The 15795-nt window shown below is 61.7% G+C and carries 13 protein-coding genes; 5 read left to right on the forward strand and 8 right to left on the reverse strand.

From position 1 onward, the window contains the following. Positions 1-2 precede the first annotated feature (2 nt). Entirely contained in the window at positions 3-485 is a 483-nt protein-coding gene (gene secB / locus BMY68_RS25995) for a protein-export chaperone SecB (RefSeq protein ID WP_007930826.1), read from the forward strand. 219 nt (positions 486-704) lie between these two features. On the opposite strand, the gene trmL is transcribed toward secB, so the two are convergent. Further along, positions 705-1160, reverse strand: a complete 456-nt coding sequence (gene trmL, locus BMY68_RS26000) for a tRNA (uridine(34)/cytosine(34)/5-carboxymethylaminomethyluridine(34)-2'-O)-methyltransferase TrmL (RefSeq protein WP_085533467.1) — start codon at positions 1158-1160, stop codon at positions 705-707. On the opposite strand from trmL, the gene BMY68_RS26005 reads away from it, so the two are divergent. Further along, a complete protein-coding gene (locus BMY68_RS26005) occupies positions 1159-1599 on the forward strand; it encodes a hypothetical protein (RefSeq protein WP_085533468.1) in 441 nt (146 codons plus the stop codon). The genes trmL and BMY68_RS26005 overlap by 2 nt on opposite strands. A gap of 805 nt (positions 1600-2404) precedes the next feature. Here the strand turns inward: BMY68_RS26005 and ntrC are convergent. Further along, entirely contained in the window at positions 2405-3841 is a 1437-nt protein-coding gene (ntrC, locus tag BMY68_RS26010; protein WP_007929941.1) for a nitrogen regulation protein NR(I), read from the reverse strand. Next, on the reverse strand, positions 3838-4923 hold the full coding sequence (gene glnL, locus BMY68_RS26015) for a nitrogen regulation protein NR(II) (RefSeq protein ID WP_009041766.1): 1086 nt from the start codon (positions 4921-4923) through the stop codon (positions 3838-3840). Before glnL ends, ntrC begins: the two co-directional genes overlap by 4 nt. A 475-nt stretch (positions 4924-5398) precedes the next feature. On the opposite strand from glnL, the gene BMY68_RS26020 reads away from it, so the two are divergent. Continuing rightward, positions 5399-6514, forward strand: coding sequence for a bifunctional transcriptional activator/DNA repair enzyme AdaA (locus tag BMY68_RS26020; protein ID WP_085533470.1), 1116 nt, complete (start codon positions 5399-5401; stop codon positions 6512-6514). Here the strand turns inward: BMY68_RS26020 and BMY68_RS26025 are convergent. The 4 genes from BMY68_RS26025 to glnA all read right to left on the reverse strand — a co-directional run bounded on the left by BMY68_RS26025 (position 6486) and on the right by glnA (position 11329). Continuing rightward, the gene (locus BMY68_RS26025) at positions 6486-7001 is read right to left on the reverse strand and encodes a DUF4124 domain-containing protein (RefSeq protein WP_085533472.1); all 516 of its coding nucleotides are present in this window, start codon (positions 6999-7001) and stop codon (positions 6486-6488) included. The two genes, BMY68_RS26020 and BMY68_RS26025, sit on opposite strands and share 29 nt — an antisense overlap. An 89-nt stretch (positions 7002-7090) precedes the next feature. After that, the gene (locus BMY68_RS26030; protein WP_085533474.1) at positions 7091-7633 is read right to left on the reverse strand and encodes a chorismate mutase; all 543 of its coding nucleotides are present in this window, start codon (positions 7631-7633) and stop codon (positions 7091-7093) included. A gap of 86 nt (positions 7634-7719) precedes the next feature. Further along, the gene (locus tag BMY68_RS26035) at positions 7720-9759 is read right to left on the reverse strand and encodes a toxin-antitoxin system YwqK family antitoxin (protein WP_085533476.1); all 2040 of its coding nucleotides are present in this window, start codon (positions 9757-9759) and stop codon (positions 7720-7722) included. 163 nt (positions 9760-9922) lie between these two features. Then, complete coding sequence (gene glnA / locus BMY68_RS26040; RefSeq protein ID WP_007929953.1) at positions 9923-11329, reverse strand: glutamate--ammonia ligase; 1407 nt, start codon at positions 11327-11329, stop codon at positions 9923-9925. Positions 11330-11659: 330 nt separating this feature from the next. Here glnA and thiI point away from each other — a divergent pair, with 330 nt between their 5' ends. Both thiI and typA read left to right on the forward strand, forming a co-directional pair. Next, entirely contained in the window at positions 11660-13114 is a 1455-nt protein-coding gene (gene thiI / locus BMY68_RS26050) for a tRNA uracil 4-sulfurtransferase ThiI (protein WP_062823930.1), read from the forward strand. A gap of 139 nt (positions 13115-13253) precedes the next feature. Next, complete coding sequence (typA, locus tag BMY68_RS26055; RefSeq protein ID WP_009046549.1) at positions 13254-15074, forward strand: translational GTPase TypA; 1821 nt, start codon at positions 13254-13256, stop codon at positions 15072-15074. A gap of 269 nt (positions 15075-15343) precedes the next feature. Here typA and BMY68_RS26060 read toward each other — a convergent pair whose 3' ends face one another. After that, entirely contained in the window at positions 15344-15787 is a 444-nt protein-coding gene (locus BMY68_RS26060) for a YkgJ family cysteine cluster protein (RefSeq protein WP_023970087.1), read from the reverse strand. Between the last annotated feature and the right edge of the window lie 8 nt (positions 15788-15795).

Below are 15795 nucleotides of genomic sequence, written 5' to 3' on the forward strand. Positions count from 1 at the left end.
AGATGACTGACCAACAGAACACCGCTGCGACCGAAGACGAATCCGCACCGCAATTCTCGCTGCAGCGTATCTATGTGCGTGACCTGTCTTTCGAAGCTCCGAAAAGCCCGGCGATCTTCCGCCAGCAGTGGGAGCCGAGCGTCGGCCTGGACCTGAACACCCGTCAGAAGGCGCTGGAAGAGGGTTTCCACGAAGTCGTGCTGACCCTGTCGGTCACCGTGAAGAACGGCGACGAAGTGGCGTTCATCGCCGAAGTGCAACAGGCCGGTATCTTCCTGATCAAGAACCTGGACGACGCTTCGATGAGCCACACCCTGGGCGCGTTCTGCCCGAACATCCTGTTCCCGTACGCTCGCGAAGCGCTGGACAGCCTGGTGACCCGCGGTTCGTTCCCGGCCCTGATGCTGGCTCCGGTGAACTTCGACGCGCTGTACGCGCAAGAGCTGCAACGCCTGCAGGCGGCCGGTGAAGGCACCGTTCAATAAGCTGCCGGGTTCCATGAAAAAAGCGCCGTTTCAGGCGCTTTTTTCATGTTCGGGCCCAAGGTTTCGAGACTGATGCCGATAGCCGGCGCCAAACCTGTAGCCGCTGCCGAAGGCTGCGATCGCCTCCGAAGGAGGCGCCAGGTCTTGAGCACGCTGAAGGCCTTCGGCCTTATCGCAGCCTGCGGCAGCGGCTACAAGGAGTCGTGCATAGGTGGGGGCTTATTTGAAGCCCAGCTGGCGCCAGGCTTCGTAGACAGCCACCGCCACGGTGTTGGACAGGTTCAGGCTGCGGCAGCCTTCGCGCATGGGCAGGCGCAGGCGTTGCTCGGCGGGCAGGGCGTCCAGTACCTCGGCGGGCAAGCCACGGCTTTCCGGGCCGAACACGAAGGCATCGCCCTCGGCGAAGCTGGCGTCGTGGAAAGGTCGCGAGCCCTTGGTGGTGAAGGCGAACAGGCGCGGATGGCCTAGGCTTTCAAGACAGCTGGCGAGGTCGGCATGGCGCTGCAGGGTGGCGTACTCGTGGTAGTCGAGGCCGGCCCGGCGCAGGCGCTTGTCGTCCATTTCGAAACCCAGCGGCTCGATCAAATGCAGGTGGCAGCCGCTATTGGCGCACAGCCTGATTACATTGCCGGTATTCGGCGGAATTTCTGGTTGAAAAAGGATGACGTGAAACATGCACGGCTCCGAAGAAAAAGACAGGCCGCATTCTACGCCTGAAGCGGACGTCCGGCCGAAGCTAATGCTGCGGGTATTCGGCTCGCTGGCGATCTTTGGCGTGATGGTCGGGCTGATGATTGGTCGCCTCACCACCCCGGACCCCACCGAGTTGCAGGAGGTGCAGGTCCAGCCCAATGCCCTGGTGGTGTGGTTCAACAACGAGCCCAAGGTTCATGGCGAGCACATCGACGGGGCTGTGGCGCTGTTGTTCGAGGCCGAGGGGCGGGCGCAAAAGGGCCAGTTGAAGATCAACGACAAGGATGCCAACTGGCGGGTGCGGGCGGCTGAGGAAGGGTTGCTGCTGAACGTGGTCGCAGCAAGAGCGCTGCACGCCGAATGGTCGGGCAGCGAGGTCGACGGGCGCTGGCGCCTGGAGATCCAGCTGCGCGAGAAATAAAAGAGGGGATTCCCGGCCTGCCTGTACCAAGGTCCCCAAAAGCGTGAGGGCGGGGCGCTGATTGCGCCGGGCCCGGTGTAAAGAGGGGAAGCCCCGGCCTGCCTGTACCAAGGTTCCCAAAAGCGTGAGGGCCGCGCTGATTGCGCTGGGCCCGATGTAAAGAGGGAATCCCCGGCCTGCCTGTACCAAGGTTCCCGAAACGGGTGGGGCTCGTCGCTGTGAGCGTGATGAGCCCGGGTGTTAAAGAGGGAATCCCTGGCCTGCCTGTACCAGGGTTCCCCAAACCGGCTGGAACCCGTCGCTGCGAGCGGTATGGGTTCCGGGTGTAAAGAAGGGGATTCTCGGCCTGCCTGTACCAAGGTCCCCAAAACGGGTGAGTGACTGCACTCGTGATCTTGTCTTTGCAGGGGGCGTGCCAATTCTGGCTTAAACGGTTAAGCGAATTTTCAAGGAAAGCTGAAAGCCCCGGTTTACGGGGCTTTCGCCGTTTTGTGGATATGTTCTTGCGAGAAAAATCGAGATCGCCCACGGGGAAATCCCACGCCCAGCTGCGCATTCGGGCAGTGCAGGCTCACCATTGCGGTGCACAAAAAGCATCGCGGGCAAGCCCCGCTCCCACGACCGCATCTGTAGGAGCGAGGCTTGCCCGCGATTGGATCTGTCATTCGGCACAACACGAATGCCTTGCCCTGTAGCCGCTGCCGAAGGCTGCGCTCGCGACCGAAGGGCGCGCAGGATCTCAAGATCGCTGAAGGCCTTCGGCCTTATCGCAGCCTGCGGCAGCGGCTACAGGGGATTACCTGGCTCAGCCCTCGTCGCTGTCGTCGTCATCCCCGCCGTCGACCTTCATCCCCAACTCCTTGATCTTGCGCGTCAGGGTGTTGCGGCCCCAGCCCAGCAGCACGGCGGCGTCGCGTCGGCGGCCGGCGGTGTGCTTGAGGGCGGTCTCGATCATGATCCGCTCGAAGCTCGGCACCGCGCTGTCCAGCAGGCTCGACTGGCCGCGTGCCAGGGCCTGGTCGGCCCACTGGCGCAGGGCCTGTTCCCAGTTGGTCACCGGCGCCGAATCCTGCGGCAGGCTCAGCAGTTCCGGCGGCAGGTCGCTGATATGCACCTCGCGACCCGAAGCCATCACAGTGATCCAGCGGCAGGTGTTCTCCAACTGGCGCACGTTGCCGGGCCACGGCAGGTTCTTCAGGTATTCCTCGGTCTCGCTTTTCAGCAGCTTGGGCTCGACGGCCAGCTCCTGGGCGGCGCGGCTGAGGAAGTGCTTGGCCAGGGTCGGAATGTCTTCGCGACGGTCCGACAGGCGCGGGATATGGATGCGGATCACGTTCAGGCGATGGAACAGGTCCTCGCGGAACTTGCCGGCGTGCACCAGGGTTTCCAGGTTCTGGTGGGTCGCGGCGATGATGCGCACATCGACCTTGACCGGCGTATGCCCGCCGACCCGGTAGAACTCGCCGTCGGCCAGCACCCGCAGCAGTCGGGTCTGGGTGTCGGCCGGCATGTCGCCGATCTCGTCGAGGAACAGCGTGCCGCCGTCGGCCTGTTCGAAGCGCCCGCGCCGCAGGTTGGCCGCGCCGGTGAAGGCGCCTTTTTCATGGCCGAACAGCTCGGATTCCATCAGGTCCTTGGGGATCGCCGCCATGTTCAGCGCGATGAACGGCGAAGCCGCCCGCGGGCTGTGGCGGTGCAGGGCGTGAGCCACCAGCTCTTTACCGGTACCGGACTCACCGTTGATCAGCACGGTGATGTTGGAATGGCTGAGGCGACCGATGGCGCGGAACACCTCCTGCATCGCCGGCGCTTCACCGATGATTTCCGGGGTGCGGGCCAGCGCCGGGATCACTTCCAGGCCCTGCTGCTCCTGGGCGTGCTGGTTGGCGCGCTTGACCAGGGACACCGCTTCGTCGACATCGAACGGCTTGGGCAGGTACTCGAAGGCGCCGCCCTGATAGGAGGCGACAGCGCTGTCCAGGTCCGAATGCGCGGTCATGATGATCACCGGCAGGCGCGGGTGCTGCTCGCGGATCCGCGCCAGCAGGTCCAGGCCACTGGCGCCGGGCATGCGGATGTCGGAGATGATCACGTCCGGTTGCTGGCGGGCCAGGCGACTCATCACACCATCGGCGCTATCGAAGCTCTGGGTGGTCATGCCTTCCTGTTGCAAGGCTTTCTCCAGAACCCAACGGATAGAACGGTCGTCATCGACGATCCACACGGTTTCACTACGGCTCATGTCGATGGGGCTCCTTGTTCCAGTGGCAGAAAGATCGAGAACGTGGTGTGGCCGGGATGGCTGTCACACTCGATCAGGCCCTGGTGCTGGCTGATGATGTTCTGGGTAATGGCCAGGCCCAGCCCGGTACCGTCCGGACGGCCGCTGACCATGGGGAAGAAGATGGTTTCCTGGAGTTCCGCGGGGATCCCCGGGCCGTTGTCGATGATCTCGATCTTGGTCACCAGGCGGTGGCGCACGTGGCCGATGGTGAACTGGCGCATGGTGCGGGTGCGCAGGCTGATGCGGCCCAGGCGCAGCTCGTTCTGGCTGCTGATGGCCTGCATCGCGTTGCGCACGATGTTCAGCACCGCCTGGATCATCTGCTCGCGGTCGATCAGCACATCGGGAATGCTCGGGTCGTAGTCGCGCACCAGGGTGATGCAGCCCTGGCTTTCGGCTTCCACCAGGCTGCTCACGCGCTCCAGCACTTCGTGCACGTTGCACATGGCCAGCGACGGCAGCTTGTTGGAGCCGAGCATGCGGTCCACCAGGTTCCGCAGGCGGTCGGCCTCTTCGATGATGACGTTGGTGTAGTCCTTGAGGTTCTCGTCCGGCAGTTCGCGGGCCAGCAACTGGGCGGCGCCGCGAATCCCGCCGAGGGGGTTCTTGATCTCGTGGGCCAGGCCGCGCACCAGCATCTTGCTGGTTTCCTGCTTGGACAGCTGGGCCTCTTCCTTGGTGATCCGCAGCAGGCGGTCACGGGGGTGGACTTCCAGCAACAGCAGGGTGTCGCCATTGCTCAGGATCGGCGTCACCGCGTAGTCCACGGTCAGGGTCTGGCCGGTCAGCGCGGTGAGCATGGCTTCGCGCTTGGTGAACGGGTGCGCCTGTTCCACCGCCTGGCGCAGGGAGCTCAGGGCTTCGGCCGACTCGGTGAACAGTTCGCTGATGAATTGCCCATGGCTGCGCTGGCCACTGATGGCCAACAACATCTCCGCCGCCGGGTTCATGTACTCAAGGCGCAGGTCGGCGTTGAGCAGGATGGTCGCGGTGGTCAGGTTGTCGAGTAGCAAGCGGTGCAGTTGATCGCTGATGGTCATGGGTAAATGTTGACCTCTTTTGAAACAAGGCAATCCCGGGCCGGCCCAGGATTGCGCGCGCGAATAAGGCGCTGGTATCGAGAAAATGCAAAAACCAAACCAAGGCTCCGAAAAGAAGCGCTCGAGCCCTGAAACGGACGTTTAAAGTTCTGTTTCGCAGCGTTTTGCCGGCTGCGCTGGGTACTTTCGAACCAAAATGGGCTGTGGATAGATGCGGGGGCAGTTTGGCGCACCAATATAGTGCGATTCGTTCCGGGCTGCGCTAGAGAATAGCCGGCTACCCGCAGGCCAGAATCTGCAACCTGCCTTGGCCTGGATTATCGATGCGGAATGACGGCAGGTCCTTTGGCCATGCTTTTTAGCGTGGCGTGGGGCTTAGGGGCTCGCTGGCGAATCAACGCCTGATTTGCGGCGGCATCCGTTGCGGCGCTGCTCTACAGTGCACAGACATTTCCCTCTGGTGCTGGAGACGGCCATGGACAACGCCCCCTTGCTGTTCCAACTGCCCGATGACGACACCCTGTACCGCGCCTTGCTCGAGCGCGACCCGGCCTATGACGGGTTCGCTTTCGTCGGGGTCAAGAGCACGGGCGTGTTCTGTCGGCTGACCTGCGCGGCGCGCAAGCCCAAGCGCGAAAACACGGTGTTCTTCAGTTCGATCAAGGCCTGCGTCGAGGCTGGTTTTCGCGCCTGCCTGCGCTGCCGCCCGCTGGAGCAGACAGGCGCCCAGGAACCTCTGGTCAAACAGCTGTTGGCCTTGCTGGAAAACAATGCCGACAAACGCTGGTATGAAGGCGACCTGATCGAGCTCGGCTTCGACCCTTCCACGGTGCGCCGGGCCTTCAAGCGCCACTTTGGCGTGACCTTCCTGGAAATGGCCCGGCTGCGGCGGATCGGCGAGGGCATGCAGCAACTGGCGGGTGGCGCCAGCGTGATCGATGCGCAGATCAGCGCCAGTTTCGATTCCGATAGCGGCTTTCGCAGTGCCTTCACCCGGTTGCTCGGCCAGCCACCGTCGAACCTGCGCGGTCGCGAACTGCTCAAAGCCGACTGGCTACAAACCCCGATCGGCGTGATGCTGGCGGTGGCCGATGCGCAGGCCCTGCATCTGCTGGAGTTCTTCGACCGTCCGGCCCTGGCCACTGAGCTGAAGCGCTTGCAAGAGCACACCGGCTCGACCATCGGTTTCGGGCGTTTTGCCCCCATCGACCAGATCGAAAGCGAATTGCGGCGATTTTTCGCCGGGGAGTCGGCGAGCTTTGCCACGCCGCTGGCGCTGAATGCTTCGGCCTTTAACCGCACGGTCTGGCAGGCCCTCAGGGCGATACCTCCAGGCGTTACCCGCAGTTATGCCGAGGTGGCGAGCGGCATCGGTTCGGCCTCCGCCGTGCGGGCCATGGCCCGGGCCAATGGCGCCAATCAGATCGCCATCGTGATTGCCTGTCACCGGGTGATAGGTTCCGACGGTTCGCTCACCGGTTATGGCGGCGGGCTCTGGCGCAAACGCTGGTTACTTGAGCATGAGCGGCGTCTGTATTCGCAGATTCAGGCGCGACAACACCTCAGGGCCGATGAACCCGTTGCAGGGTGAAGATCAGCACCGGGCTTTGCTGGATCACCCGCTCGCCATCGAGCACCTGCACCGCCAGGCGGTGCTCGCCGCGATCGATATTCAGCAGTTGCAGGCTTGGCTGGTTGCCGGGCTGGCCATAGGGTTGGTCGTCCAGCAGCAGGCGCAGGCGATGCTCGTTGTGCAGGGACGGTTGCAGACGGACCTCGATATTGAAGGTGCCGTTGTTGGCGCGGATCACGCCGCCGTTTGGTACGCCGCTCAGCTCCAGGGTGGTGTAGGCCGGTGCGTTGGAGGGTGTCGTCTGTTCAGGCTCGACGCCGGGCGGTGTGAGCGGCCGGGGTGCCTCGATGCGATTCAGCGGCGCGAGCTCGACGGCCTGACCGGACACGCCGGCCGGCGGCTGGTCGCTGTAGGCGGTATTGCCGTGGGCGTCGGTGTAGCGGTAGATCTGCGCGGCGGCCGGCAGGGCGGCCAGCAACAGCAGATAAAGGCAGTGCGCACGCATGGCGGCTTTCCTGGGGGGCTTGGGTCGGCGGCTGCAAAGATGAAACTGCCTCCAGCATAGAGCCGCGAACCGGGCCCAGGTTCGTCACTTCAACCTTTGGACACACAAAGCTCGGCGGTGGCGCGGACCAGCGCCAGTTGGCGCAGCGCCGGGCGGTCGCCGCCGTGGGTGGCCTGGGCCAGCCATTGCGGGCACTGCGGGTCGTTGCGGTAGGGGCTGAAATCTGCCAGTTGCTGCAGCAGGCGTTTTTGTAACCGGTCGAGTTGCGGGCGGATCTGCCCCACCAGGTCCGGGCGCGGCGTGTCCGGCGCCTGGCCTTGCAAGGTCCATTCGGACAGATGGGCGTACTGCACCAGCTTGTTGGCCTCGATCTGCGCGGCGAAGAACTGTTCCACCGCCGCGCCGTCGAGTTTGTAGGCCGGCGCCTGGGCCACCGCGCCGGCAATCACCTCACGCTCGCGCGGGCGGTCTTCCACCGGTTTGTGGCTGTCCCATTTGCTCAGGGCCACCTGGTCGGCGATGGCCAGGCGTTCTTCGATGCTGGCCAACAGCGGGCCGAGGGTGGCAGGGGCGGCGCAGGCATTGCCGGTCAGCAACAGGGTCAACAGGGCAAGGCAGAATCGTGAAGTCATGGGCGGTCTCGGCTTCTTGGGGACAAGTCGGCGGCCATGATGCACGCAAAAACGCAGTGCCTGGCAAGCGCCGGGTGCAAGGTGGTTCATTGGCCGGCCGCGGCGGTCGCGGGCGCCCCGCAATTGGTCGGGCTGGAAGACAGTCGCTGGCCGCTTTCGTCATAGACGATCCGGCAGGCGCTCAAGCCGTTGTCGATCAGCTCGCGGCTCTTGATCGCGCCGTTGCGGTGATAGCACAGCTGTTCGCCGGTCAGCTTGGCCTGGCCATGGTTCTTGAGCCGCTGTTGGTTGACGGTCATCCACTCGAAGCCGACCTTGTTCACCTGGCAATCGATCTGGCCGTTGTCGTAGTAGGTGATTTCGCTGACCTTGTCGTCCGCGCCTATGACGCGCTCACGGATCTTGCGCCCGGTCTGGGCATCGTATTCGCGGTATTCCTGCAACTCGCCGAACAGGTAGTCGCGCTCACTGGTGACCCGGCCTTGCCTGAACTCACGGGCCATGCCGCAGTTCTGCACTTCGCTCCTGTAGCTTTCGAAGCGGCAGCGGGGTGTGGCGGAGAATATCTGCCCATGCTCGTCCAGCTGGGTCATCAGGCCGATGAAATCGCTGCCTTCGACCCGGCCGATGGTGGCGGGCGAACCGTCGGCGAGGAAGGTCAGGTAGGGCCCTTGCTTGTTGCCATTGTGATAACTCATGTCCGACAGCAGCACCTTGCCATCGGCGCTGTAGATCAGCGAACGGCCCTCGCGCTGGCCGTTCTCGTAGTTGTAGGAGTACATCAACTGGCCGGCGTCGTTGTAGCCCTCCTGGGTGCCCCAGAGAATGCCGCCGCGATAGTGCTCGATCACCCGCAATACCCCCTTGGTGTCGGTATCGCGCAGTTCGCCTTCCATTTTGTCGGCGACAAACCCGACGCTGTGGGTATGGCCTTCGGCGGCCTTGAGTTGCCATGGGCCGCTACGCAAGCCCTGGTCGAAATTGCCGGTGCCTTCCCTGGTTAGCCAGGGGCCCTGGCGCAGGTCGTCGAGGTAGTCGCCGCGTTCGACCACCACGCCGTCTTCACGCTCTTCGCTGGGACCATTGCGCAGGTCCCGGGCAAAAGTGACAAAACCACCGTTCTCGGGTATTTCGGACTCCGCCAGGTTGATGGCCCAGCGGCCTTCGCGCAGGTCGTCACGATATTCGCCGGTCATGAAGTAGCCTTCGCTCTCATTGGCCAGGCTCCACTGGCCCTGGCGTTTGCCATCGATATAGCGACCCTGGGACCAGATGTTGTGCGGTCCGGCAATACCCCACTCGCCAGTGCGTCGGCCCTTGGCGTAAGCCCCCTGGGCGGCAACGGCCCCGGAATTGGAGTAGGCCACGGAAGGCCCGTCCTCGCTGCCAGTGAAACGCCGCGGTTCGGTTTCCCAGGCGATGCGGCTGGCCCGGTAGTTGTACAGCAGGGGCTCGCCCTCCAGCGCAGGCGTTTCGCCGCGCCAGTAGGTGGCGGTGAGAAAGCGCCCGTCCTTTTCGGCGAAGGTTTTTTTATAGCTGTACTGGTCAGCTCCGGGCGGACTGGCGGTGATGGGCTGCCCGTTCTGGTCGAAGTAACCCACCAGGGTGCCGGCCGAATGGTCGATCTGGTTGAACTCGTCGAAACCCGAGTCTTCATAGAAGACGCTGTAGTTCAGCGGTGTCAGCTGGCGCAGGGCCTGTTTCACCGTCGGGGCATCGAGTTTCTTACGGTCTTTGGCGATGCGCTCCAAGGCGGGCTGCAGTTTCTCCAGGCGCCGATAGAGGTGGTCGTTTTCGTCATAGCGATAGGCATGCAGGCGGTACTGGCCGCGCTGTTTGAACAGCACCAGGCGGGTCAGGGACTCATCGTCCAGGGCGATGTTGAACACCGACTCGATGGTTGCATCGCCGAAGTCGTCCAGCAGCTGCGGCTGGCTCTCGTCCGGGTCGACCGAGTAATAACCTTTGACGCCGCCACCCTGCTTGATAAAGGCCAGGGTCGCCGAGCTTTCCGCCAGGCCGGTGATCAGCGGGTGGGCCAGGGATTTATCAGCATAGAAAGGAGTGGCCTGGGTGCTGCCGAACGCCAGGCAGGCGATCAGGCCGAGAGAGCGAGTCCACTGCATACGAATCCCTTCGTCGAGGCGCCTGATAGAGGGCGCGAGAGGCGCGGATTATCCATGGATGAATAGCCCGGGGGAATGCTCCGGGGCTATGGGCGGGCAATAAAAAAGGCCTCCTGAGGGAGGCCTTTTTTATTGTCACGCCGCGTGGGGCGGCGCTACCGGATCAGCAGCTGTAGTACAGCTCGTATTCCAGTGGGTGTACGAAGGTACGGACCTTGATTTCTTCTTCGCTTTTCAGGGCGATGTAAGCGTCGATGAAGTCGTCGCTGAAAACGCCGCCTTTGGTCAGGAACGCACGACCTTTGTCCAGCTCTTCCAGGGCTTCTTTCAGGCTGCCGCAAACTTGTGGGATCTCTTTCGCCTCTTCAGGCGGCAGGTCGTACAGGTTTTTGTCGGCCGCGTCGCCAGGGTGGATCTTGTTCTGGATACCGTCCAGGCCGGCCATCAGCAGGGCAGCGAAGGCCAGGTATGGGTTGGCAGCCGGATCCGGGAAGCGTGCTTCGATACGGCGGGCTTTAGGGCTCGACACGTAAGGGATACGGATCGAAGCGGAACGGTTGCGAGCCGAGTAGGCCAGCATGACCGGAGCTTCGAAGCCTGGGACCAGACGCTTGTAGGAGTTGGTCGAAGGGTTGGTGAAACCGTTCAGGGCCTTACCGTGTTTGATGATGCCGCCGATGAAGTACAGGGCGGTGTCGGACAGGCCGGCATAACCTTCGCCAGCGAAGGTGTTCTTGCCATCTTTGGAGATGGACATGTGCACGTGCATACCCGAGCCGTTGTCGCCGTACAGAGGCTTAGGCATGAAGGTCGCGGTGCGGCCGTAGGCATCGGCCACGTTGTGTACGCAGTACTTCAGGGTCTGAACTTCGTCGCCCTTGTTGACCAGGGTGTTGAACTTCACGCCGATTTCGTTCTGGCCGGCAGTCGCCACTTCGTGGTGGTGAACTTCGATGACCAGGCCCATTTCTTCCATGGCATTACACATGGAGGTACGGATCTCGTGGTCGTGGTCGAACGGAGGAACCGGGAAGTAGCCGCCCTTGACGCCTGGACGGTGGCCTTTGTTGCCGCCTTCCACGTCCTGGTCGGACATCCACGAGCCTTGCTCGGAGAAGATCTTGAACATGGAGCCGGAGATGTCGGACTTGAACTTCACTTCGTCGAAGATGAAGAACTCAGGCTCAGGACCTACGAATACGGTGTCGCCGATACCGGTGGACTTCAGGTACTCCTCGGCACGCTTGGCGATGGCGCGTGGGTCGCGATCGTAGCCCTGCATGGTCGAAGGTTCGATGATGTCGCAGACCAGGATCAGGGTCGGCTCTTCGGTGAACGGGTCCAGGACGGCGGTTTCGTCAACCGGCATCAGGATCATGTCGGAGGCTTCGATGCCTTTCCAGCCAGCGATGGAGGAACCGTCGAACATTTTGCCGATTTCGAAGAAATCGTCATCCAGCGCATCACGGGCCGGCATGGTCACGTGGTGCTGAGTGCCTTTGGTGTCAGTGAAGCGCAGATCAATCCATTTGACGTCATGATCTTTGATGAGTTGAACCGACTTCGACATAGTGTCCTCCGGGTGGCTTCGGGCGAGTGTTGGTGTGCCCTTAGAATGTGGGTGATGCCGGCGCAGATACTCTGCCATGGCAACCTGCCTCACAAGGGAGCAAATTGCATGCCAGTGCCCTGAGTTGGGTTTTATGCCCCAAACTCACGCATTCCGGGCGCTATTTGGGCCAGATTGGCAAATCGACGCACCGCAATGTTGCGTTTTTATCTGGCGATGACCTGTTTTGGTGCATGAAAAACCGAGTGCACATTAATTGGTTAAACCTTGAGCAATTTCCGCTATAATCCGCGCCCCCCTTTTTCGGCTGGCCCAGCGCGCGCTGTTTTCATGAAACTAATCGTTAAAGTTTTCCCGGAAATCACCATCAAGAGCCGCCCGGTACGGACGCGTTTCATCCGTCAGCTGGCCAAGAACATCCGTGCCGTGCTCCGCGATCTGGACCCGGCTGTGGTGGTCAATGGTGTGTGGGACAACCTCGAGCTGGAAACCGCCGTCAGCGAGCCGAAAGCCTTGAAGGAGATGACCGAGCGCCTGAGTTGCATGCCGGGCATCGCGCATTTCCTGCAGGTCGATGAGTATCCGTTGGGCGACTTCGACGACATCGTCGCCAAGTGCAAGCAGCACTTTGGCGAGGCGCTGGCGGGGAAAGTTTTCGCCGTGCGCTGCAAGCGTGCCGGCAAGCATGAATTCAGCTCCATGGATGTGGAAAAATACGTCGGCAGCCAGCTGCGTCGGCAGTGCGGCGCCGCCGGGATTTCCCTGAAAGAGCCGGAAATCGAAGTGCGGATGGAAATTCGCGACCAACGGTTGTTCGTGATCCACAGCCAGCACAACAGCATCGGCGGCTACCCGCTGGGCGCCCTGGAACAGACCCTGGTTTTGATGTCCGGCGGTTTCGATTCCACGGTGGCGGCCTACCAGATCATGCGTCGCGGCCTGATGAGCCACTTCTGCTTCTTCAACCTGGGCGGGCGTGCCCACGAATTGGGCGTGATGGAAGTCGCGCACTATATCTGGAAGAAGTACGGCAGCTCCCAGCGCGTGCTGTTCGTCAGCGTGCCGTTCGAGGAAGTGCTCGGCGAAATCCTCGGCAAAGTCGACAACAGTCATATGGGCGTCATTTTGAAGCGTATGATGTTGCGTGCCGCGTCGAGCATCGCCGACCGCCTGCACATCGACGCGCTGGTCACCGGCGAGGCGATTTCCCAGGTGTCGAGCCAGACCCTGCCGAACCTCTCGGTCATCGACTGCGTGACCGACAAGCTGGTGCTGCGCCCGCTGATCGCCAGCCACAAGCAGGACATCATCGACCTGGCCAACGAAATCGGCACCGCTGATTTCGCCAAGCACATGCCGGAGTACTGCGGGGTCATCTCGGTGAACCCCAAGACCCACGCCAAGCGCCATCGCGTGGAGCATGAAGAGAAAGAATTCGACATGGCGGTGCTCGAGCGTGCGATCGAGCGGGCCAAACTGGTGCCGATCGATCGGGTGATCGACGAACTGGGCCAGGATTTGCAGATCGAAGAAGTCAGCGAGGCGCTGGCGGGCCAGATCGTGATCGACATCCGGCATCCGGATGCTCAGGAAGACGACCCGCTGACACTTTCTGGCATCGAGATAAAAGCGCTGCCGTTCTATGCATTGAATGCACGCTTCAAGGAACTGGACCCTACTCGCCAGTACCTGCTGTATTGCGACAAAGGCGTCATGAGTCGCCTGCATGCTCACCATCTGCTCAGTGAGGGACATGCCAATGTGCGCGTTTATAGACCGAGCTAAGTGCCCGGGGCTGTTTGCCTGTGGCTTGCGTCACCGGCCCCCCGACGCCACCGTCAAGCTGTAACGGCCTTGCCGGACTCTATTGTTAATCGCTGCCAGCAGTTGTCAGCACACCGAATCCTCTGATCGAGATACACAAGTGATCGAAAATCTACGCAACATCGCCATCATTGCTCACGTTGACCACGGTAAAACCACCCTGGTAGACAAACTCCTGCGTCAATCCGGCACCCTGGAGCGCAACGAGCTCAACGACGAGCGCGTGATGGACTCCAACGACCAGGAAAAAGAGCGCGGTATTACCATCCTGGCGAAAAACACCGCCATCAACTGGAACGGCTACCACATCAACATCGTGGACACCCCGGGCCACGCCGACTTCGGCGGCGAAGTTGAACGCGTAATGTCGATGGTCGACTCCGTTCTGCTGCTGGTCGACGCTCAAGACGGCCCTATGCCGCAAACCCGCTTCGTGACCAAGAAGGCGTTCGAAGCCGGCCTGCGTCCGATCGTGGTCATCAACAAGGTCGACCGTCCAGGCGCGCGTCCTGACTGGGTTCTGGACCAGATCTTCGATCTGTTCGACAACCTGGGCGCCACCGAAGAACAGCTGGACTTCAAAGTCGTCTACGCCTCGGCCCTGAACGGCATTGCCGGTCTGGACCACACCGACATGGCCGAAGACATGACCCCGCTGTACCAGTCGATCGTCGACAACGTTCCGGCTCCGGCCGTTGACCGTGACGGTCCGTTCCAGATGCAGATCTCCGCTCTGGACTACAACAGCTTCCTGGGTGTGATCGGCGTTGGCCGTATCGCTCGTGGTCGCGTCAAGCCGAACACTCCGGTCGTCGCTATCGACACCGAAGGCAAGAAGCGCAACGGCCGTATCCTGAAGCTGATGGGTCACCACGGTCTGCACCGTGTGGACGTTGAAGAAGCGGCTGCCGGCGACATCGTCTGCATCAGCGGTTTCGACGAGCTGTTCATCTCCGACACCCTGTGCGATCCGACCGCTGTCGAAGCGATGAAGCCACTGACCGTCGACGAGCCGACCGTTTCCATGACCTTCCAGGTCAACGACTCGCCATTCTGCGGTAAAGAAGGCAAGTTCGTGACCAGCCGTAACATCAAGGAACGTCTGGACAAAGAGCTGCTGTACAACGTTGCACTGCGCGTTGAAGAAGGCGACTCGGCCGACAAGTTCAAGGTTTCCGGCCGTGGTGAGCTGCACCTGTCGGTACTGATCGAAACCATGCGTCGCGAAGGTTTCGAAATGGGCGTTGGCCGTCCTGAAGTGATCATCCGTGAAGTCGACGGCGTGAAGCAGGAACCGTTCGAAAACGTCACCATCGACATCCCTGAAGAATCCCAGGGCAAGGTCATGGAAGAAATGGGTCTGCGTAAGGGCGACCTGAGCAACATGGTTCCGGATGGCAAGGGCCGTGTACGCCTGGAATACAACATTCCAGCCCGTGGTCTGATCGGTTTCCGTAACCAGTTCCTGACCCTGACCAACGGTGCAGGCATCCTGACCTCGATCTTCGATCGCTACGCTCCGATGAAGTCCGGCCACATGTCCGGTCGTCAGAACGGCGTACTGGTTTCGGTCGAGACCGGCAAGGCCCTGACCTACTCCCTGGAAACCCTGCAGGCGCGCGGCAAGCTGTTCGTCGAGCACGGCCAGGAAATCTACAACGGTCAGATCGTTGGTCTGAACAGCCGTGACAACGACCTGGGCGTGAACCCAACCAAAGGCAAGAAGCTCGACAACATGCGTGCTTCGGGCAAGGACGAAACCATCGCCCTGGTTCCGCCGGTTCGTTTCACCCTGGAACAGGCTCTGGAATTCATCCAGGACGACGAGCTGTGCGAAGTGACTCCTAAGTCCATCCGTCTTCGCAAGAAGATCCTGGACGAAGGCGAGCGTACCCGCGCTGCCAAGAAAGCCAAGAACTGATTTTTTAGTTCAGGCTGAATAAAAACGCCCCCGGTCGAAAGGCCGGGGGCGTTTTTTTTGATCTGTGAAAAAGCTCGGGTCCTGTAGCCGCTGCCGAGCCCGCGAGGCTGCGATCGACCGCGTAGCGGTCGTAAAACGGTGTATCTGAAACTCTGCGGTGGCCCGTACTGCGGCTGCTTTGCAGCCGTTCGCAGCCTCGCCAAGGCTCGGCAGCGGCTACAGGGCGGCAGGGTTACGTGGGGAACGGAGTTGCAGGCACAGGCCGGGGCTCAGAAACGTTCCAGGGTCCGGCTGCTGGTGTTGGTCGGGCGTTCCACCGGCTTGGGCTTGTACGCGCAATAGCCCGGGCGCGGGCCGATCTTCGGGTGGTTGCGGCAGGTGTCCGGGCGCTTGTCATAAATGGTGCACAGGCGGCTCTTACGATCCAGATACAGGCAGTCGTTGTTACTCATGCGCTGCAGGGTGAAGATCTCGGACTTCTGGTTGTAGCGCTCGACGATGCCTTCCTTCTGCAGGCGCTTGGCGATGTTCTTCGCCGGCTCGCCGCGCTCGAATTCGTCGACGATGCCGATGCGGATCAGATCCTTGATCTTGACCTCCACCGGCAGGGTGCAGCAGCTGGACATGCAGGAGCCGCACATGGGCGCGGAATACTTGGCCCAGGTATCGAGTCGGTCGATTTCCGCGGCGGCGATCAGGTTGGACTTCATCAGGCTTGTTT

Origin of the sequence: Pseudomonas sp. NFACC41-3 (assembly GCF_900109505.1) — a bacterium.
Classification (GTDB): Bacteria; Pseudomonadota; Gammaproteobacteria; order Pseudomonadales; family Pseudomonadaceae; genus Aquipseudomonas; species Aquipseudomonas chlororaphis.